This window comes from Bradyrhizobium sp. 62B (assembly GCF_030272265.2).
Lineage (GTDB): Bacteria > Pseudomonadota > Alphaproteobacteria > Rhizobiales > Xanthobacteraceae > Bradyrhizobium.
In genome coordinates this window covers 7156089-7175818 of record NZ_CP092841.2, presented here as the reverse complement: position 1 = coordinate 7175818, position 19730 = coordinate 7156089, and the positions used below count along the sequence as shown (strand labels likewise).

At 63.9% G+C, this 19730-nt stretch carries 15 protein-coding genes; 8 read left to right on the top strand and 7 right to left on the bottom strand.

Annotation, left to right across the window (positions count from 1 at the left end):
- Positions 1-60 precede the first annotated feature (60 nt).
- From ML401_RS34405 to ML401_RS34390, 4 genes are all read right to left on the bottom strand, one after another.
- Positions 61-2928: a PAS-domain containing protein gene (locus ML401_RS34405; RefSeq protein WP_285808658.1), complete on the bottom strand. Its 2868-nt coding sequence runs from the start codon at positions 2926-2928 to the stop codon at positions 61-63.
- A 208-nt stretch (positions 2929-3136) separates the two neighbouring features.
- A complete protein-coding gene (locus tag ML401_RS34400; RefSeq protein WP_285808656.1) occupies positions 3137-4012 on the bottom strand; it encodes an acyl-CoA acyltransferase in 876 nt (291 codons plus the stop codon).
- A 38-nt stretch (positions 4013-4050) separates the two neighbouring features.
- Positions 4051-5031 (bottom strand): amino acid--[acyl-carrier-protein] ligase, encoded by a 981-nt coding sequence (locus ML401_RS34395; RefSeq protein WP_259218070.1) that lies wholly within the window; start codon positions 5029-5031, stop codon positions 4051-4053.
- A gap of 54 nt (positions 5032-5085) precedes the next feature.
- On the bottom strand, positions 5086-6303 hold the full coding sequence (locus ML401_RS34390) for an acyl-CoA dehydrogenase family protein (RefSeq protein ID WP_194405005.1): 1218 nt from the start codon (positions 6301-6303) through the stop codon (positions 5086-5088).
- A 358-nt stretch (positions 6304-6661) separates the two neighbouring features.
- Here ML401_RS34390 and ML401_RS34385 point away from each other — a divergent pair, with 358 nt between their 5' ends.
- The 4 genes from ML401_RS34385 (at position 6662) to ML401_RS34370 (ending at position 9705) form a co-directional block, all read left to right on the top strand.
- Entirely contained in the window at positions 6662-6934 is a 273-nt protein-coding gene (locus ML401_RS34385) for a phosphopantetheine-binding protein (RefSeq protein WP_285808651.1), read from the top strand.
- A gap of 158 nt (positions 6935-7092) precedes the next feature.
- Positions 7093-7968 (top strand): S-methyl-5'-thioadenosine phosphorylase, encoded by an 876-nt coding sequence (locus ML401_RS34380; protein ID WP_285808649.1) that lies wholly within the window; start codon positions 7093-7095, stop codon positions 7966-7968.
- A gap of 30 nt (positions 7969-7998) precedes the next feature.
- On the top strand, positions 7999-9105 hold the full coding sequence (mtnA, locus tag ML401_RS34375; RefSeq protein WP_285808647.1) for an S-methyl-5-thioribose-1-phosphate isomerase: 1107 nt from the start codon (positions 7999-8001) through the stop codon (positions 9103-9105).
- Between the two features lie 204 nt (positions 9106-9309).
- Complete coding sequence (locus tag ML401_RS34370) at positions 9310-9705, top strand: hypothetical protein (RefSeq protein ID WP_285808645.1); 396 nt, start codon at positions 9310-9312, stop codon at positions 9703-9705.
- A gap of 104 nt (positions 9706-9809) precedes the next feature.
- Here the strand turns inward: ML401_RS34370 and ML401_RS34365 are convergent, their stop codons facing one another.
- Entirely contained in the window at positions 9810-10445 is a 636-nt protein-coding gene (locus tag ML401_RS34365) for an HAD-IA family hydrolase (protein ID WP_285808643.1), read from the bottom strand.
- Between the two features lie 99 nt (positions 10446-10544).
- Between ML401_RS34365 and ML401_RS34360 the strand changes: the two genes are divergently transcribed.
- Positions 10545-11303, top strand: coding sequence for a trypsin-like serine protease (locus ML401_RS34360; RefSeq protein WP_211415442.1), 759 nt, complete (start codon positions 10545-10547; stop codon positions 11301-11303).
- Between the two features lie 125 nt (positions 11304-11428).
- On the top strand, positions 11429-12931 hold the full coding sequence (locus ML401_RS34355; RefSeq protein ID WP_285808641.1) for an NAD(P)/FAD-dependent oxidoreductase: 1503 nt from the start codon (positions 11429-11431) through the stop codon (positions 12929-12931).
- A 21-nt stretch (positions 12932-12952) separates the two neighbouring features.
- On the opposite strand, the gene ML401_RS34350 is transcribed toward ML401_RS34355, so the two are convergent.
- Together ML401_RS34350 and ML401_RS34345 are read right to left on the bottom strand one after the other, a co-directional pair.
- Positions 12953-13879, bottom strand: a complete 927-nt coding sequence (locus ML401_RS34350; RefSeq protein WP_285808639.1) for a response regulator — start codon at positions 13877-13879, stop codon at positions 12953-12955.
- Complete coding sequence (locus ML401_RS34345) at positions 13863-17234, bottom strand: ATP-binding protein (RefSeq protein ID WP_211415444.1); 3372 nt, start codon at positions 17232-17234, stop codon at positions 13863-13865. Before ML401_RS34345 ends, ML401_RS34350 begins: the two co-directional genes overlap by 17 nt.
- A 171-nt stretch (positions 17235-17405) precedes the next feature.
- Here ML401_RS34345 and urtA point away from each other — a divergent pair, with 171 nt between their 5' ends.
- Positions 17406-18665, top strand: a complete 1260-nt coding sequence (gene urtA, locus ML401_RS34340) for an urea ABC transporter substrate-binding protein (protein WP_259218063.1) — start codon at positions 17406-17408, stop codon at positions 18663-18665.
- A 132-nt stretch (positions 18666-18797) separates the two neighbouring features.
- Positions 18798-19724, top strand: a complete 927-nt coding sequence (gene urtB, locus ML401_RS34335) for an urea ABC transporter permease subunit UrtB (protein ID WP_194404995.1) — start codon at positions 18798-18800, stop codon at positions 19722-19724.
- Positions 19725-19730 lie beyond the last annotated feature (6 nt).

The window sequence follows — 19730 nt, the reverse complement described above, 5'->3', positions numbered from 1 at the left end:
TGCGACAATTCGTCGTTTGGCCGTGTGCCGAGAGGCGGAATTTGAGCGAGCAGAAAGCCGTTACGCCACGCGCCGGACCGTATTCAGCGTCTCGATGGTGCGGCCGACTTCCGATGCGGGGCACGGCTTGCCGAAATAATAGCCCTGCACGGCCGTGCAGCCGCATTCGCGCACGAAGTCGAGTTGCTCCTCGGTCTCCACACCCTCTGCCGTGGTCTCGACGCCGAGCACGGAACCGAGGCTGGCGATGGTGCGGACGATGGCAACGCTCTCGGGGCTTTCGCCGAGCGTGCCGACGAAGGAACGGTCGATCTTGATGCGGTCGAACGGAAATTTGCGCAGGTAACTCAGCGAGGAATAGCCGACGCCGAAATCGTCGAGGCTGACGCGGACGCCCAGCGCGCGGAGCTGATGCAGGATCTCGATGGTCGCTTCACTGTCGTCGAGCAGGGCCGTCTCGGTGACTTCGAGCTCGAGACGCTGCGGCGGCAGACCGGCTTCGGCGAGCGCGCTCGTGACCATTGCCACCAATCCGCGCGAGCGGAATTGCACCGGCGACAGGTTCACCGCGACGGCGACACCAGGCCAGGACGCGGCGGTCGCACAGGCGCTGCGCAGCACCCATTCGCCGAGCGGCACGATCAGTCCGTTTTCTTCCGTGATCGGAATGAACTCGGCCGGCGAGATGAAGCCGCGCGACGGATGTTTCCAGCGCAGCAGGGCCTCGAAGCCGGTGAGCTCCGACGAATCGAGCCGCATCTGCGGCTGGAACACCAGGTGGAATTCGCGTGCCTCCAGCGCGCCGCGCAGATCCTGCTCCAGCGCGTGGCGGCTGCGCGCCTCTTCTTCCATCTGGGGCTCGAACAGTTGATAGGCCCCGCGCCCCTTGGCCTTGGCCTGGTACAGCGCGAGGTCGGCGCATTTCATCAGCTCGTCGGCATCGAGCCCGTGATCGGGCGCGATGGCGATGCCGACGGAGGCGCCGACATGGATCGACTGGCTCTCCAGCGGCGGCGGGCGGCCGATGATCTCGACCAGGCGCCGCGCAAGCTTCTCCGCCGATTGCGGCTGCGGTCCGCGCTGCAGCACGGCGAATTCGTCGCCGCCGAGGCGCGCGACGGTGTCGTGCTCGCCGACATTCTCCTTCAGGCGCGCCGCGACCCAGCGCAACAGGCGGTCGCCCGCGGCATGGCCGAGGCGGTCGTTGACGGTCTTGAAATTATCGAGGTCGAAGCACAGCACCGCCATCGCGCCGCCGGCGATCGCGACCTGGTTCAGACCCTCGCTCATCTTCTCGCGGAACAGCGTGCGATTGGGCAGATCCGTCAGAGAATCGTGCTGCGCCATATGCGCCACCCGGGCCTGGGCCTTGTGGCGCTCGGTGACGTCCTCATAGGTGACGACCCAGCCGCCTTGCTCCATGCGCTTGTGATTGAGCTTGATGATGCGGCCGTCGTTCAGATGCCGGTGCAGCGTGTGCTCGCCCTCGCGCAGCCGTTCGACATAGTCGGCATAGAGCCTTGCCCCCGTCATGTTCGGGTGGATGCCGAGCTCGCAGCTGTGCTCCATGATCTCGCGCATCGAGACGCCGGGCTTCACGATGTCGGGCGACAGGCCGTACATCTCGATATAGCGGCGATTGCAGACGATCACGCGCAGGCTCGAGTCGAGCATGCACAGACCCTGGCTCATGTTGTTCAGCGCCGCGTCGAAGCGGCGGTACTGTTCGCTCAGCTCCCCGATCGCATGTTCGCGCTCGGTGATATCCTCATAGGTAGCGACGAAGCCACCCTCGGGCAGCGCGCAATAGCGCACCGAGATCACCGTGTCGTTCGACATGCGCCGTCGCATCGGCGAGCAATCGCGGCTCGCGATCCGCGCGCGGGCAGCTTCGAGGATCTGCTGCGGGCTGTATTCCGAGGCAAACGCGCCGTTCGCTATCGAACGCTCGATCAGCTCGGAGAGATGCGTGCCGGGCCTGGTCTCTTCCGGCGACAGCAGGTAGATCTTGCGATAAGTGGTGTTGCAGACGCGCAGGCGCATGTCGCTGTCGTAGAAGGCGAGCCCGTGCGCCATGTTCTCCAGCGCCGCGTCGAGGATGAAGTTCTGCTGCCTCAGCGTCTCCTCGTATTGCAGCCGCTCCGTGACATCCTCGTGCACGGTCACCCAGCCGCCATCGGGCAGGAAACGGGAGACCGTCTGCACCATGCGTCCGTCATAGCGCATCACCAGCATGGTCTTGGCCCGCCTGGCGCGCACGTCCTCCAATCTGGAATGCTGGAATTCGTCGGCCGGCATGCCGGCCATGTTGCCGCGCGACAGCCAATGGTCGAGCACCGCATGATGCGAGACGCCCGGTTTCACGATTGCGGGATCGAGGTTGTAGAGGCTCAGGAAGCGCTCGTTGCAGACGACGACGCTGCTGTCGGCGTCGTACATGATGAGGCCGTGCGACATGTTGGCGAGCGCGTGCTGGCTGCGCTCGGTCTGCACGCGCAATTCCGCTTCGAGCCGGGCGAGGCGGGTGACATCGTCGCAGATCGTCATCCAGCCGCCGCCGGGAAGCGGCTTCAGCTCGAGCGACATGACGAGGCCGGTGGCTAGCCGCTGCTCGGTCCGGAACGGTTTTCCCCCCGCGATCTCCGCGATCCGCGCCGAATAGAGCGCGTCGATCTCGCTTTCCGGAAAGTTACCGCGGCCGGCGCTGTGCGCGAGCACCTCGCGGTAGCTCGTGCCCACCCGTACGATGTCGGCCGACATGCCGAACAGGGACAGGTAGCGTTGGTTGACCAGCACGATCCGGTTGTCGGCGTCGTAGACGCAGACGCCCTGTTCCATGTGGTCGAGCGCAAGCTGGCTCAGCGCGACCAGGGCTTCCGGGCCCTGCTCGCGGCGCGCACCAAGCTCGTTGTCGCAGGTCGAAATCATGGGATCGGCAGGATCTCGGCGGGCAATAGACTTAACGCAACCTAATTCAGCCACCGAGGGTAACGAAGAGGCCGGAAAATTCCCTTAAGCGCAGTAGTTTACGGAGGGTGACCGGCGATGGAGAGAGGGGCGGAATGCCGAGGCGCCTGCAAGAGTTGACCGGCAGGACGCGGCAAATTCCCGAGATGATTGGGTCCGAAAGCCTTCGCTACGGCCCGTACAACACGAGTTCCGTATCCGTGAGATCGCCGAGCTGCGGCCGATGCGGGCCCTTGAAATATTTGCGGCCGCGCCGCTCGGTATAAATACCGACAAGGCCGGGAACCGGTCCATTGGAATCGATCGCCACCGCGATCTTGCCGAGCCGAAGCAGCAACCGGCCGATACGGCCTGCGCAGGCGGAATATTCCGCGGCGCTACGGCAATAGATCAGCTTCATCGCTGGGGGCGCAATGAAGCCGCGGCGGATGCGCACCGGTTGTAGAATGAACGGAAATGTTCCCTTCGGCGTGCGGCAGACGAGGCTGAGGCAATTGTAGCGCGCATGCCGCGTCAGCAACTCGGTTTCGGCTTCGGAAAGTCCCTCGATCGTCTTGGCGTGAGGCGAGATGACCTCGATCTCGCTCCAGCGCGGGACGCGCGCCAGTGCGGGCACCGAGAAGAATATGCCGCGGCAATAGGCGCGAAAGCCCTGGGTCTCGATGATCGGCCAGGTCCACGGCGCTGGGCTGATGTTGAAATAGGTCACGTCCTTGTGCCGCTGGGCGATCTTGGTCAGCAGCGGGGCGTAGTTGCGGTAGGCCGGATCGACATACCAGCTGGACAGGTTGCACTGAATGGCGGTCTCTTCGCCGTTCTTGCGTTCCGTATAGATCAGCAGCAGCACGCCGACCGGCGTGCCCTCATTGTCGAGCATGTAGCCGAAGCGCGGATAGCCCTCCGGCACGGGCCGGAAGGCCTGCCGGCGCAGGCCCTGGATCCAATAGTTACGCGAGCGGCCCACGAAGCCGCGCGTCAGCAGGTCCGCGACCGCTTCTGCGTCGGACTCGGTGATCTCGCGGCATCGGGTTTTGGTGTGGATCACGCTCGTCTTACCCGTGGAAATGGCAGGCCTCGTTCGCTTTAGCGCCAACCTTCGCCATGGGCGCCGACCGTCGCCGACGGCTGCATGCCCATGATCTCCCGCACTTTGGCGGGCCAAGCGGAAAGGTCGGTGCCGTGGGTGTGGAACATGGCGACCGCCAGCCGGTCCATGCCGAAGGCGACGCAGCCCGTATGGGCCGGCTCGCCATTGGCATCCTGGATTCCCCAGGTCGTGCCGAAATGCTCGCGGTGATAGTTGAAGCTCATGCAGGCCGTCGGCTGCTCTTCCGAGCGCAGCGGAATGAGGAGCTCGAATTTGAGCTGCTGCTGCTTCTGGCTCACCGCCTTCATCTGTCCGACGCGGCCGAAGAACGGGTCGCTGGCATAGTCGACGCGGAAGGTCAGGCCGAGGTCGGTCGCGATCTTCTGCGCGCGCACCATCCAGCGCTCGCGGAAGTCGGCGACGTCGTCGGGCGTGCCGATGCAGACATATTCGCGCATCCGGAACGATTGCAGCCGGTCGAGATGCTTCGACGGCTCGCGGCGGAAGCAATCCGCGGCAACGTCGAAGCGCAGGCCGCCCTTCGGCAAGGGGCCGCGGCTCGCCGCGATCGGATAGACCGGGTAGCAGGCAGCCGGCGACAGCACGAGATCGGCGGGCGAGAGCGAGGTGGTCCAATCGCCGCCGGCATCGAAGCGGCTCACCGCGGCGTTGATCTCGCGCTCGGTGCCGTGCAGGCCGCAAACGCAGCCGAGCAGGTTCGGAAAGCTCTTGAGGTAGCCGGATTTTTCCAGCTGGGCCCGGCTCATCACCGGCGGGAAACGCATCACCTCGGTGCCGGCCTCGCGATGGCCGGTGATGAGCGCGGCGAGCTTCTCGACGACGCCTTCATAGAGCGCGGTGCGGGCATAGACGCCGTCGGCGCCCATGCGATGGAACAGCTTGTCGGCGAGATGATCGAGCGGATCGATCATCTGCGGCGCGGTGGCGGGCGAATCGGGGAGGACGGCAATGTTCATGGTTAGGTGTCCTGCTATCTCAAAATTGTTCTTGTTGGTTCAGTCGCCAGGTACTTAGTCACGAAGGCTTGTCGGCACCCCGCTCATCAGCGTCGACGTCGCGGCGTTGGCCAGAATGCGGTCGTTGTTGATCATGATCGGGGACGACAGCACGTCGCGGAGATGCCGGCCCATGGTGAACTCGCCGTCGTTGCGATAGCCGGAGAGGCCGGCCGTGCGCATCGCGTGCATTACGGTCTCGACCGCGAGCTCGGAGGCCTGCACCTTGAGAAGCGTGATCGAGGACTGGAAGTCGAGCGAGGCGAGGGCGCGCTCGTCGTGTTCGGCGTGGGCGAAAGCATCGATGTTGGCCGCGATCAGCGCGCGCAGCTTGGCCAGCGACATCTTCGCGGCGGTGAAATGCGCAGCGGCCGGCGGCATCTGGCCGCCGGAAGAGCGCGCCGCCTTGCGGATGAAGGCCTGCGCGCGGGTCACGGCTGCGGCAGCGATGCCGGCCCAGGCCGACGACCAGCACAGATGTGCGAACGGCGTCATGGTCTGGGCATGGATCTTGTCATAGGCTTCCGGGAAGACGCGGTCGGCGGGGCAATCGACCTTCAGCTCGAAGCCGGTCGAGCAGGTGCCGCGCATGCCGAGCGTTTCCCAGCCCAGCGTCCGCTTCAGCGAGTAATCGTCCTTGGCGAGCGCCAGCAGCACCTGGTCGGAGGCTGCGGCCTCGGTGGCGCGTCGGGCGATGGTGACGAGGCCGTCGGCCTCGGCGCCGTAGGAGATCACGGTGGCGTCGCGCACCAGCGAAACGGTATCGCCTGCGTGGTCGACGGCGGCGGCGCTGGCGCGGATGTTGCCGCCGTTCTGGCCTTCGGTGGTGGAGGAGGCGAGCAGCCACTGGTCGCGGGCGACCCGGCGCATCATGGTTTCCATCCAGGGGATGCCGTGGCCGTGCCTGACGACGCAGGCGACCTTGGTCTGGTGCATCGCATAGATCATCGCGGTCGAGGCGCAGGCGCGTCCCAGCGTGTAGCAGATGTCGGTGACGTCGTAGATGGAGGCGCCGAAGCCGCCGAACTCGACCGGGATCATGACGCCGAGCAGCTTCTGCTCACGCGCGACCTCGAACGCCTTGTGCGGGAAACGGGCGTCGCGGTCGACGCCGTCGGCGTCGGCCGCCGCCGCAGCAGCGGTCCGGGCGGCGCGCTCGATCAGGGAAGGCGTCTGCTCCAGGAAGCTTGTCTGCGTTTCGTCGACAGTGAGGACTGCTTCACGCACGTTCATACTCGTCCGCCTCCGGTTTGCCGTTCGAGATCGCCGGCATCATTCGCGATGCGCGTAAGCGATCCTCCGGCCATCTTTGCTTGTGAGATGAGGCTACGGATTTAATTCAAATTCGTCGATGAAATAGAGGGTAAACAAAGCCCAATTCCGAACGAACAGTTAAGTTCGGGTTGTTTGCATCTCCTGATTTTCCGGCATCGCGTTAGGATTCTGGAAGAAGGGCGAATTCCAGACAATCTGAGTCATCGTTTACTAAGAAACGCGAAGTATTGGTGCTGGCCATTGCGGGACCGGCGGGCCGCGCCCATCGTAGCGGCAAGCCGGTCCGGACCTTCGACAGACAGACGGGAATTTGCCGATGCAAGCCTTTGATACCGAATTGCGCAATCGCATCATCAAGCTGGTGAAGGGCATCCTCGAGCAGAATTCGCTCAGCGCCGACGTCACGCCGTCCGCCAAGCTGGTCGATGCCGGCCTGACCTCGATGGACATGGTCAATCTGATGCTCGGCGTCGAAGCCGAGTTCGACTTCACCATCCCACAGTCCGAGATCACGCCGGAGAACTTCCAGTCCGTCGAAACGCTGGAGCGGATGGTCGCGGCCCAGCTGCGGTTGGCGACCGCGGCTTAAGCCAAAACTGCGGCTATCGGCCCTGCGTTCGCAGGGACGACACCGAGTGTGGAGCGCGCGCCACCACACCACCGCCATCACCCCTCCCCCGTTCCAAAACCGCCCCAAAGCTGGCATAGCTTAACCATGTCGTACGTGACGAACATGGTGGAGCAGGCATGGCGCAGGCAGTATTGGGCATCATCGGCGGCTCGGGCATCTATGACCTGCCGGGCCTCGAAGGTGCGCGCGAAGAGGTGATCAGCAGCCCGTGGGGCGAGCCGTCGGCTCCCCTCAGGCGTGGCACCATCGCCGGCTTGCCGATCGTGTTCCTGCCACGGCACGACAAGGGGCACCGCCTGTCGCCCTCCGACATCAATTATCGCGCCAATATCGACGTGCTCAAGCGCGCCGGCGTCACCGACCTGATCTCGCTGTCCGCCTGCGGCTCCTTCAAGGAGGAGATGCCCCCCGGCACCTTCGTGCTCGTCGACCAGTTCGTCGACCGTACCCACAAGCGGGAGAGCTCGTTCTTCGGCCGGGGCTGCGTCGCGCATGTGTCGATGGCACACCCGGTCTCGCCGCGGTTGCGCATCCACCTCGCGGCCGCGGCTGAAGCCGAGAATATCGCGATCGTGCGCGGCGGAACCTATGTCTGCATGGAGGGGCCGCAATTCTCCACCTACGCCGAGAGCATGACCTACAAGACTCTCGGCTATTCCGTGATCGGCATGACCAACATGCCCGAGGCGAAGCTCGCACGCGAAGCGGAGATCTGTTACGCCACGGTGGCGATGGTGACAGATTTCGATTGCTGGCATCCCGACCACGATGCGGTCACCGTGCAGGACATCATTCGCGTATTGACGTCGAACGCCGACAAGGCGAAGGCGCTGGTGGCGCGGCTGGCCAAGGATTTTCCGCGCGAGCACGAGCCGTGCCCGATCGGCTCGGACCGCGCGCTCGACACCGCGCTGATCACGGCGCCCGAGGCGCGTGATCCGGAGCTCCTCAGGAAGCTCGATGCGGTGGCAGGACGCGTGCTGCGTGCGTGAGACGCAAGAGAGACGAAAAGGCAGAATGCCATGAAGGTCGACGGCAAGCATTTCCGCAGCATCTGGCGCGAGCGTGATGGGTGGTCGGTCGGCGCGATCGATCAGCGCCGGCTGCCGCATGAGTTCATCGTCGCGAAGCTGACCTCGTGCGAGGACGCTGCCGTCGCCATCCGCGACATGCTGGTGCGCGGCGCGCCCCTGATCGGCGCGACCGCGGCCTATGGCATGGCGCTCGCCATGCGCGAGGATTCCTCCGACGCCGGCCTGAAGCGTGCTTACCAGACGCTCGTGGTGGCGCGGCCGACGGCGATCAATCTGAAATGGGCGCTGGACGAGATGCGCATCGCGCTCGCGCCGATCGATCCGGTGGAAAGGGCCGAGGCGGCTTACGCGCGTGCCGACGAGATCGTCGAGCAGGACGTCGAGATCAACCGCGGCATCGCCGGCAAGGGTCTGAAGCTGATCGAGGCGATCGCAGCGAAGAAGCCGGGCAAGACGGTCAACGTGCTGACCCATTGCAACGCCGGCTGGCTCGCAACGGTCGATTGGGGCACGGCGACCGCGCCGATCTATCTTGCACATGAGCGCGGCATCAAGGTCCATGTCTGGGTCGACGAGACGCGTCCGCGCAACCAGGGTGCCTCGCTCACCGCATGGGAGCTCGGCCATCACGGCGTGCCGCACACGGTGATCCCCGACAATACCGGCGGGCATCTGATGCAGCATGGCATGGTCGATCTCGCCATCGTCGGCACCGACCGCGTCGCTGCCAATGGCGACGTCTGCAACAAGATCGGTACCTATCTGAAGGCGCTCGCCGCGCATGACAACGGCGTGCCGTTCTACGTCGCGCTGCCGTCGCCGACGATCGACTTCGCCGTCCATGACGGCATCCGCGACATCCCGATCGAACAGCGCAGCGGCGTGGAGGTCACCGACATGACCGGCCGCACCGCCGACGGGAGGCTGGAGACGGTGCGCATCGTGCCCGAAGGCTCGCCGGTCGCGAATTACGCCTTCGACGTGACGCCGGCGAGGCTCGTCACCGGCCTCATCACCGAGCGCGGTGTGCTGAAGCCGGATCGCGCGGCGCTGGCGGCGGCATTTCCCGAGCGCGTCGCCGCCGCGGCAGAGTAGGTCTCGTAGGGTGGGCAAAGGCGCGAAGCGCCGTGCCCATCCATGCTTGCGGTGGCACGCTTTCGCTTTGTTCACCCTGCGGCATTTGTGGACTAGGACGTGTACTCATAAACGTCAGCTTTCGAGAGTTAAGCGGAAGTCGCCTCGCTCGGTCGGGATCGACGGCCTATGACCCTTAGCGGAAATTAACGTCTAGCGATCAACATGCTCAGCATGGGTTCAGAGCAGCCTCCTGAACTGCCCTATTTGGGGCACAACGGCAGAGAACTCGGCCTGATGCTGAGGGGCACGAAGCCTCTTGCCTACTTCCTGAATTTTGTCCCCCGTGAGTTTGACGTCAATCTTCGATATTGGCGGATGTTCGACAGACACGTGGCTGCGGGCCGGTTGATTCGACGCGAATTAGTTGAACTGCCACACCGAAGACTGCTCTACGCTTTACCCGGCCATGAGTGGCGGATAGATGCCATGCTTGCGCTCCTAAACGAACTCGAAGCATGGTCCGAAGATCACGAACGGCGCTCTTGCGAATTGCTTGGCTACGAGGGCTGGCAGATTGACTATTGGCTGGCGCACCGTCGCTCGCGTGAGGATGCTTAGTCCGCTTGTGGCTCAACGCGGACCTCCTGCACATTCCGATTTCGGACTGCTATCAGAGGCATAGCAGACGTCAGACGGCGACCCCCGATTAATGAATACGCGGCCTAGCTCAGCTTCAGCGCCGTCGCGGCTTCAAGTTCGGCGATCGCCTGCGCGCCGCTCGTCACCTTGATCGTGGTCATGCCCATCTCGCGCGCCGGCTTGAGGTTGACGCCGAGATCATCGAGATAGACGCACCTCTTGGGATCGACCTTCAGGGTCTCAACCATGATCCTGTAGATGCGCGGGTCGGGCTTGCGCAGGCCGATCTTGGCGGATTCGATCACGTGATCGAACAGCACCATGACCTCGGCGATGTAGAGCGAGCGCCCCGTCATGCTGCCAATGGCATTGGCCGGCAGGTTGTTGGTGATGCAGCCGGTCTTGAATTGCGCCTTGATGCGCTTCAAGGCTTCGACCATCTCGGGGCGGAGGTCGCCCTGCAGCAAGGGCAGCACCTCGCGGCCGCGCACCTCGGCGCCGAGGGCCAGCGATTCCTCGGCAAACAGGCGATCGAACGTCTCGATGTCGACCTCGGCGCGCTCGAACCTGGCCCAGGCGTTTTCCAGATGGTTGGCGGCATTGGTGCGTCGGATGATGTCGGCGGGCAGGCCGCGTTCGGTCTCGAATCGCGTGAACGCCTCGAACGGCGAGCTCGTCAGCACCCCGCCAAAATCAAAGATCACCGCCTCGATCGTCACGATCCTGCCCTCGTCAATTGCTTTCCAAGAGGGCTAGCATGCGCTATCGGCAAGAGCCAGTCCGAAGCAATCCACCGCCGCAGACCGAAGCGTGTTCCCATGAAGAAGCTTGCCACGTTCGTCACGACAGCGCTGCTGCTCGCCACGCCCGCTCACGCGATCGTCGGCGGCGGCACGCCGCAGGCCGAGGGCGTGGCGCGCGCGGTCGTCACCATCGTCGGCTCGCGCGGCAATTTCTGCACCGGCAGCCTGATTGCGCCACGTGTGGTCCTGACGGTCGCGCACTGTGTCCAGCCCGGCGCTGACTACAAGATCGTCGATCGCGGCAGCGACGGTGCGCCGCAATTGCTGAACGTGCGCACGGTCGCGATCCATCCGAACTTCAACATGCAGGCGATGCAATCACATCGTGCCACCGCCGACGTGGCATTGCTGCAACTGGAAATTCCACTCAAGGGAAAATCCGCGGTGACGGTCGGCATGCCGCAGATTCCGATTCGGGTGGGCGGTCGCTTCACGATCGCCGGCATTGGCGTCACGGTGCGCGGGGACGGCAAGAGTGGCGGCACGATACGTGTCGCCGGACTCGTTGCCACGGGCCAGCCCGGCACGCTCCAGATCCGGCTGGTCGATCCCGTAACCAACGGTGTTCGTGAAGGAATCGGCGCCTGCACGGGCGATTCCGGCGGGCCTGTGTTCGAGGACAAGCCGAACGGTGCCGTTCTCGTCGGTCTCGTCAGCTGGTCTACGGGGCCGAACGGCGCCGCCGGTTGCGGCGGCTTGACCGGTGTCACACCGCTCACGCTCTACCGCGACTGGATCTTGCAGACCGCGCGGAGCTGGGGTGCGGCACTGTGATTTGACCGCGACTTGATCTATGTCATTTTGAAGCGGAAGCGCGGCGGGTGATCATGCCCGCTGCGGAGGAAACGCGTCGCCCAGTCAAGGGCGGCCACCAAAACAAGCAAGGCATAGAAGCAACAATGAATGTCGCCGTTCGCAGTCACGCCACGACCAAGCAGGCCTCTGAACATTTCGACGTGCTGATCGTCGGCGCCGGCATCTCCGGCATCGGCAGCGCCTATCACATCGACAAGCAGCTTCCGGGCACCAGCTACGTGATCCTGGAAACCCAGGCGACGTTCGGCGGAACCTGGACCACGCATCGCTATCCCGGAATTCGTTCGGACAGCGATCTTCATACGTTTGGCTACAGCTTCAAGCCCTGGGTTGGTCCGCCGATCGCGACCGCCGAGGAAATCCTCACCTACATGAACGAGGTGATCGAGGACAACGACATCGCGAAGCACATTCGCTACAAGCACAAGATCAATTCCGCGAGCTGGTCGAGCGAGCAGAACCTCTGGACCATCGAGGCGGTGACGACCGACACTGGCGAAGCAAAGACGTTCACCGCGAATTTCCTCTGGATGTGCCAGGGCTATTACCGCCATTCGGAAGGCTACACGCCGGAATGGAAGGGCATGGACCGCTTCAAGGGTCGCATCGTCCATCCCCAGACCTGGCCCGATGATATCGATCTCGGGAACAAGAAGGTCGTCGTGATCGGCTCGGGCGCCACCGCGGCGACGCTGGTGCCGAACATTGCGGACAAATGCGCACATGTCACCATGCTGCAGCGTTCGCCGACCTATTTCCGCTTGGGGCGCAACGCCATCGAGATTGCCGAGGAATTGCGCCGGCTCCAGGTCGACGAGGCCTGGATCCACGAGATCGTTCGCCGCAAGATCCTGTTCGAGCAGGATGCCTTCACGAAGCTCTGCGTGTCCAAGCCCGAGCAGGTGAAGAAGGAGCTGATCGGCCAGATCAGCGCCGTGCTCGGTCCCGATTACGACGTCGAGACGCACTTCACGCCGACCTACCGGCCGTGGCGGCAGCGCATCGCATTCGTGCCGGATGCCGATTTGTTCAAGGGCATCGCCAGCGGCAAGGCCTCGGTCGTCACCGACGAGATCGAGTGCTTCGTCGAGAACGGCATCCAGCTCAAATCGGGCAAGCGGCTGGAAGCCGATGTCATCGTCACGGCAACGGGCTTCAATCTCGCGGCGCTCGGCGACATCGCCTTCGAGATCGACGGCAAACCGCTCGCCTTCGGCGACACCGTCACCTATCGCGGCATGATGTTCACGGGCGTACCGAACATGGTCTGGGTGTTCGGCTATTTCCGCGCGAGCTGGACGCTGCGCGTCGACCTCGTCGCCGATTTCGTCTGCCGGCTGCTTGGTCATATGAAGGCCAAGGGCAAGAAGAAGGTCGAGGTGAAACTTCGCCCCGAAGACCACAATATGCCGATCCTGCCCTGGATCGATCCCGAGAACTTCAATCCCGGCTACATGATGCGCAACATGAACCTGTTGCCCAAGCGTGGCGACAAGCCGGAATGGCAGCACAGCCAGGATTACTGGACCGAGAAGGACGAGATTCCGAAGACGGATCTGGACGACAAGGCGTTCGTGTATGGGTGAGGACAAACGTCCTCACCCCGCTCACGAATTCCTTCGCGTCGCATTCGCGGCAATCGCCGCCGCTGCGGTCCTGTTCTCCACGCCGAGCTTGGCGTAGATCTGCTCCAGGTGCTTGTCGACCGTACGCGGGCTGAGGCCCAGGATCTGCGCGATGTCGCGGTTGGTCTTGCCCTTGCTGAGCCAGGCCAGCACTTCGCCCTCCCGGGTGGTGAGGCCGAGCTCGCTGGTGAATTCGGGCGGCAGCGCGGTGCCGGAGTCCCTGGAGAGCCGCAGCAGAAACTCGTTCGGCGCCGTCTCGCCCATATAATAGAGCCGGAGTTGCGGATTGTCTGGTAACGAGGTCGCCTGAGATTTCGAACTACCCTTGGTCTTGGCCTGCTCCAGCCATTGCAGCAGCGTCGGCGACAGGACGAAGTCGTCGGCCCGTGCGCCCTGATGATCGGACATCAGCTTCTGCGCCTGCGGCGTCGCCCATAGCAAATTGCCCTGGCGGTTCACTGCGAACAGGAAGCGGCCGGAGACGTCGAGCGCGGCGCGCGCGCTCTGCGTCAGCCGGGCATTGCCGAGATGGACGCGAATGCGCGCCAGCATCTCCTCGATCACGATCGGCTTGGTCACGTAGTCGACGCCGCCGGCCCCGAGCCCGCGCACGATGTGCTCGGTTTCGGCAAGGCCCGTCATGAAGATGACCGGGACATTGGCAAGGTCCGCATCGCGCTTCAGCCGGCGGCAGGTCTCGAAGCCATCGATGCCGGGCATCACGGCATCGAGCAGCACGATATCCGGCGTGATCTGGTCGACGATGCGCATCGCGGCCGCGCCATCGAGCGCCACCATCACCGTCATGCCGGCGCCGTCAAGCGCGTCGGTCAGCAGCCGCAGCGTCTCCGGAGAGTCATCGACAACCAGCGCGACGTCGCGCTTCTTTGGTTCAATGCTCATGCGCATGCAATGTCTTCAATGTGGCCATGTACTGCTCGAGATCGAAGCGGTCCACCAGGGACCGCATCTGCGCGACGAAGTCGGCATGCTCCGGATGCTCGTTGCCGATCTCGTCCAGCTTCAACTGGATACCCCTGACGTAGCCGATCTGGCCGAGCCCGATCAGCGCCTCGATATGCCGCGCCGGCGGCCTCGACCCGCTTTCGGGGCGCCAGAACGACACCGCGATCTCGTCCGAGCCGTATTGCCATTCAATCTTGAGCAGCTGGCGGATTGCCTCCAGGAGCCGGGGGATGTCGATCGGCTTCATCAGGTAGCCGTCGTGGAAGGGCTGCGCCAGCGGCGTGCCGTGAGCTTCCAGCGCGCTCGCCGACACCATCAGGATGCGCGCCTGGCGGTGGCCGCTCGTGCGCAACGCTTCCGCCACGGCCCAGCCGTCCATGGCCGGCATCGAGATGTCGAGCAGGAACAAATCGGGCCGGCAATGCTGCGCCAGCGCGAGGCAGCCGGGACCGTCGGGAGCACTGAGCAGGATGAAACCGAGCGGCGTCAGCACCTCGCGCAGAAGGTCGCGGTGAACCGGATCGTCGTCCGTAATGAGGATGGTCTTGCGCGCGCCGTGATACCCGGAGACCGGGGCCTCGATCGGCGCGATACGCTGCGGATTTGTGACCTCGGAGAGCAGGATCTTGACCTTGAACGTCGAGCCGGCGCCGACCGTGCTCGTCACCTTGATATCGCCGCCCATGACCCCGGCCAGCAGGCGGCTGATGGTCAGGCCGAGTCCCGTGCCGGTCTGCGGCTGCGAGACGCCGAGCGCGCCGCGCTCAAAGGGCGCGAAGATGCGCTCGAGATCGCCGCCCTGGATGCCAGGGCCAGTGTCGATCACTTCGAACTCGGCAACGGGGCTGCGATAATGCACGACGAACTGCACGCTGCCGGTCTGGGTGAACTTGATCGCGTTGGATAGCAGGTTGATCAGCACCTGGCGCAGCCGCTTCTCGTCGGCATAGACCACCAGCGGCAGATGTGGCGGCCGCCGGAACACGAAGTCGATGCCCTTGGCGGCGGCCTGCAGGCGGAACATGCCGACGAGCTGGTCGAGGAATTCGCTGAGCCGCACCTCGTCGCGCGACAGATACAGCCGCCCCGCCTCGATCTTGGAGATGTCCAGGATGCCGTCGATCAGGCCGGAGAGGTGGTCGGCGCTGCGGCGGACGACGCGGACCTGGTCGCGCGGCTTGGTGCTCAGCGTCGCGTCCTGCTCCAGCAGCTGCGCATAGCCGCTGATCGCATTCAGCGGCGAGCGCAGCTCGTGGCTCAGGCCCACCACATAGCGGCTCTTGGCGAGGTTGGCGGATTCGGCGACTTCCTTGGCGCGCTGGAGCTCGGCGTCGGTGCGCTTGTGGGCGTCGATCTCCTGGATCAGCAGCGTGGTCTGCCGCCGTGTCTCGGCTTCGGCCGCGCGGCGGCTCTGCTGCGCCAGCACGAACAGCCAGGCCACCACGCCGATGATGATGCTGAGCGAGAAGAACACCTTCCACAGCACGTCGGAAACCAGCATGTTCTCGCCATGCACGCTCGCCGAGGTCTGCAGATAGATCAGGCCAAGCACCAGCGCGACGAGGCCGGCGGAGACCACGAAAACGCCGATATACTGGCCGAGCTGCGAGTTGATCCGCGCGTAGATCGGCTGCGGCATCAGCTTGCCCAGAGTCTCCGACACCTGCGCCTGGATCCGGGCGTGCGGCTTGCAGAGATCGTGGCAGCGGGCGTCGAGCGAACAGCACAAGGAGCAGATCGGCCCGGCGTAAGCCGGGCAGGAGGCCATGTCCTCCGGCTCGAACGCGTGCTCGCAAATGCAGCACTGGATCGCCTCGATGTTCTGCCAGCTCCGTTTCGGCTTGCGTGCGATGTAGTACTTGCCGCCTGTGGCCCAGGCGATCAGCGGTGCGGTGATGAAGGCAGCCGCAAGCGCTATGAAGGCTGACAGCGCCTTCGCACTGGGCCCGAACAGGCCGTAAAAGGCGCTGATTGAGACGATTGTCGCGATCGTCATCGCGCCCACGCCGACCGGATTGACGTCGTAGAGATGCGCCCGCTTGAACTCGATCTGCTGCGGCCGCAAGCCAAGCGGCTTGTTGACGACGAGATCGGCGACCAGTGCGCCGACCCAGGCGATCGCAACGTTCGAATACAGAGCCAGCGTCTGCTCCAGGGCCTTGTAGACGCCGATCTCCATCAACAGCAGCGCCACGATGACATTGAAAACCAGCCAGACGACGCGGCCGGGATGGCTGTGCGTCAGCCGCGAGAAGAAGTTCGACCAGGCGATCGAGCCGGCATAGGCGTTGGTGACGTTGATCTTGACTTGCGACAGGATCACGAACGTGCCGGTCAGGGCCAGCGCAAGATCGGGCTGCGACAGCACATAGCGGAACGCTTCGAGATACATGTGGGCCGGCTCGGCGGCCTCCTCGGGCGGCACCCCGTGGCTGAGGGCGAAGAAGGCGAGGAACGAACCCGCCAGGAGTTTTAGCGCGCCGAGCACGATCCAGCCCGGCCCTGCGCTCATCAGCGCCACCCACCAGGAGGCCCTGGATGCGCGGCGGTCGCGCGGCAAAAATCGCAGGAAATCGACCTGCTCGCCAATCTGCGCCACCAGGGAAAACACCACCGAGGCCGCAACCCCGAACAGCAGCAGATCGAATTGGCCGTTGAGGTCGCCGTGCTCGCCCGCAAATTTGCGCCATTCCGTGAAGGAATGCGGGTTGTGCCAGGCGATCGCCGCGAACGGAATGATGTGGAGCACGATCCACAGCGGTTGCGTCCATAGTTGGAAGCGGCTGATCAGCGTGATGCCATAAGCCACCAGCGGGATGATGACGACGGCGCTGATGAGATAGCCGATTGGCCGCGGGATCCCGAAGCACATCTCGAGCGCGGACGCCAGGATCACGGCTTCGATCGCAAAGAAGATGAAGGTGAAGGACGCGTAGATCAGCGAGGTGACGGTCGAGCCGATGTAGCCGAAGCCCGCGCCGCGCGTGAGCAGGTCGATGTCGATGCCGCACTTGGCGGCGTAATAGGCGATGGGCACGCCACAGCAGAAGATGATCGTCGAGACCACGAGGATGGCGGCGGTCGCATTGGTGACGCCGTAGTTCAGGGTGATGGTCCCGCCGATCGCCTCCATCGCCAGGAACGAGATCGCGCCCAGCGCGGTGTTGGCCACCCTGGCGGCGGACCAGCGGCGCGCGCTCTTGGCCGTGAAGCGCAGCGCGTAGTCTTCCAACGTCTGGTTGGCGACCCACTGATTGTACTGGCGCCTGACGCGGTCTATTCGCTGCCGCCCTGCCACGCTCTACCCCACTCCCGATACGGACCCGGAGCCCTCGCAATTTCCGTACCAAAAGCCTACGTCGGCATTTTGCGGTGCAATATACGCGATCTTGCGTATGCTTCCGCCGCCCAGATCCGAGCCATCCTCACGGCACCAATCGCGTGTTCTCGAACAAAAAGTGGGGTGCTCATGTCGGACGAAGGAAACAAGGGCCTGTTATCGCCGCTTCGGCGCAAATTATTGATGGGAATGGCCGCCTTGCCGGCCATGACGATGCTGCCGCGGGCGTCCTTTGCCCAGGCCCCGGCGACCTCGGCGGTCAACACCACGGGCCTTGCGGTCACGGACACCGAGGTGACGGTCGGAATCCTGCACTCGGCGACCGGCACCATGGCGATCTCCGAGACCGGCTCGATCGAAGCTGAAAAGCTCGCCATCGAGCAGATCAACGCCGCCGGCGGCGTGCTCGGCCGCAAGATCAAGTTCATCCAGGAAGACGGCGCCAGCGATTGGCCGACCTTTGCGGAAAAGGCCAAGAAGCTGCTCGTCAACGACAAGGTCGCGGCGATCATGGGTTGCTGGACCTCGGCCTCCCGCAAGGCGGTGCTCCCGGTCATGGAGCAGTATAACGGTATGCTCTACTACCCGACCTTCTACGAAGGCCTCGAGCAGTCCAAGAACGTCATCTACACCGGCCAGGAAGCGACCCAGCAGATCCTCGCCGGCCTGAACTGGATCGCCAAGGAGAAGGGCGCAAAATCGTTCTTCTTCATCGGCTCCGACTACATCTGGCCCCGCACCTCGAACAAGATCGCGCGCAAGCACGTCGAGAACGTGCTGAAGGGCAAGGTCGTCGGCGAGGAGTATTATCCGCTCGGCAACACCCAGTTCAACTCGGTCATCAACAAGATCAAGCTGACCAAGCCGGACGTTATTTTCACCGACGTCGTCGGCGGCTCCAACGTCGCCTTCTACAAGCAGCTCAAGGCCGCCGGCATCGACCTTTCCAAGCAAGCGCTGCTGACGATCTCGGTGACCGAAGACGAAATCGACGGCATCGGCGGCGAGAATATCGCGGGCGCCTATGCCTGCATGAAGTACTTCCAGTCGCTCGACAATCCGAACAACAAGGCCTTCGTGCCGGCGTTCAAGAAGATGTGGGGCGAGAAGACCGTGATCGGAGACGTCACCCAGGCTGCCTATCTCGGCCCGTGGCTCTGGAAGTTGACGGTCGAGAAGGCCGGCTCCTTCGACGTCGACAAGATTGCGGCGGCCTCGCCGGGCGTCGAGTTCAAGGGGGCTCCGGAAGGCTACGTGCGCATCCACGAGAATCATCATTTGTGGTCGAAGACCCGCGTAGGCCGCGCCAAGCTCGATGGTCAGTTCGAGCTGATCTACGAGACCGCCGATCTCGTCGAGCCGGATCCGTTCCCGAAGGGCTATCAGTAAGCCGCGGCCTCCGCCGCAGTTTCCCAAAAGCCAAAACCGCTCCCTGGCGTGGATCGCAAGTCCACGCCGCAAGACCCCGCGTCGCGACTCTGCATCGCGACGCGGGACCCTTATCCCCGACGGAGGACATCGATGTTCGGCGACTACTCGCTTGGTGATCTCGGCTCGATCTTCGTCATGCAGGGTTTTGCAGGACTGATCCTGTTTTCGGTCTACGTCCTGATGGCGCTTGGGCTTGCCATCATCTTCGGCCAGATGGGCGTCATCAACATGGCCCATGGCGAGTTCATGATCCTCGGGGCCTACGTCACCTGGATGACCTCCAATCTCTTCCAGGCCTATTTGCCGAGCCTGTTCAGCGGCTACTTCTTCCTCGCGATGATCCTGGCCTTTGTCGCGTCAGGTGCGTTGGGCATGCTGGTGGAATGGGTGCTGATACGGCATCTGTACAAGCGTCCGCTCGATACGCTGCTGGCCACCTGGGGCCTCAGCCTGATGCTGCAGCAGGCCTATCGCTCCGTGTTCGGCGCACGAGAAGTCGGCGTCGAGCTGCCGCAATGGATGCTCGGTTCGCTGCACGTCAGCGACAGCATCGAAGTGCCGATCAACGGCGTCTTCGTGATGTGCCTCACCGTGCTGATCACGATCTCTGTCGCCTACGTTCTCTACCTGTCGCGCTGGGGCCGCCAGGTCCGTGCCGTGGTGCAGAACCGCATCATGGCGGGCGCCGTCGGCATCAATACCGAGAAGGTCGACCGCTATACTTTCGGCCTCGGTTGCGGCATCGCCGGAATCGCCGGCAGCGCCTTCACCATGATCGGTTCGACCGGGCCGACCTCGGGACAGCTCTACATCGTCGATACATTCCTGGTCGTCGTGTTCGGCGGCGCCGCCAGCCTGCTCGGTACCATCGCCTCCGCGTTCTCGATCTCGCAGACGCAATCGACGCTCGAATTCTTCATGTCGGGTTCGATGGCCAAGGTGCTCACGCTGCTCGCCGTCGTCGGCATCCTGATGCTGCGGCCGCAGGGTCTGTTCGCCCTCAAGGTTCGCAAATAACGAGAA

Excerpts from the sequence above, each read along its gene's own strand:
- ML401_RS34405 (WP_285808658.1), bottom strand. The coding sequence starts at position 2,928 with ATGATTTCGACCTGCGACAACGAGCTTGGTGCGCGCCGCGAGCAGGGC.
- ML401_RS34395 (WP_259218070.1), bottom strand. The coding sequence starts at position 5,031 with ATGAACATTGCCGTCCTCCCCGATTCGCCCGCCACCGCGCCGCAGATG.
- ML401_RS34390 (WP_194405005.1), bottom strand. The coding sequence starts at position 6,303 with ATGAACGTGCGTGAAGCAGTCCTCACTGTCGACGAAACGCAGACAAGC.
- ML401_RS34385 (WP_285808651.1), top strand. The coding sequence starts at position 6,662 with ATGCAAGCCTTTGATACCGAATTGCGCAATCGCATCATCAAGCTGGTG.
- ML401_RS34380 (WP_285808649.1), top strand. The coding sequence starts at position 7,093 with ATGGCGCAGGCAGTATTGGGCATCATCGGCGGCTCGGGCATCTATGAC.
- mtnA (WP_285808647.1), top strand. The coding sequence starts at position 7,999 with ATGAAGGTCGACGGCAAGCATTTCCGCAGCATCTGGCGCGAGCGTGAT.
- ML401_RS34370 (WP_285808645.1), top strand. The coding sequence starts at position 9,310 with ATGCTCAGCATGGGTTCAGAGCAGCCTCCTGAACTGCCCTATTTGGGG.
- ML401_RS34360 (WP_211415442.1), top strand. The coding sequence starts at position 10,545 with ATGAAGAAGCTTGCCACGTTCGTCACGACAGCGCTGCTGCTCGCCACG.
- ML401_RS34355 (WP_285808641.1), top strand. The coding sequence starts at position 11,429 with ATGAATGTCGCCGTTCGCAGTCACGCCACGACCAAGCAGGCCTCTGAA.
- ML401_RS34350 (WP_285808639.1), bottom strand. The coding sequence starts at position 13,879 with ATGCGCATGAGCATTGAACCAAAGAAGCGCGACGTCGCGCTGGTTGTC.
- urtA (WP_259218063.1), top strand. The coding sequence starts at position 17,406 with ATGTCGGACGAAGGAAACAAGGGCCTGTTATCGCCGCTTCGGCGCAAA.
- urtB (WP_194404995.1), top strand. The coding sequence starts at position 18,798 with ATGTTCGGCGACTACTCGCTTGGTGATCTCGGCTCGATCTTCGTCATG.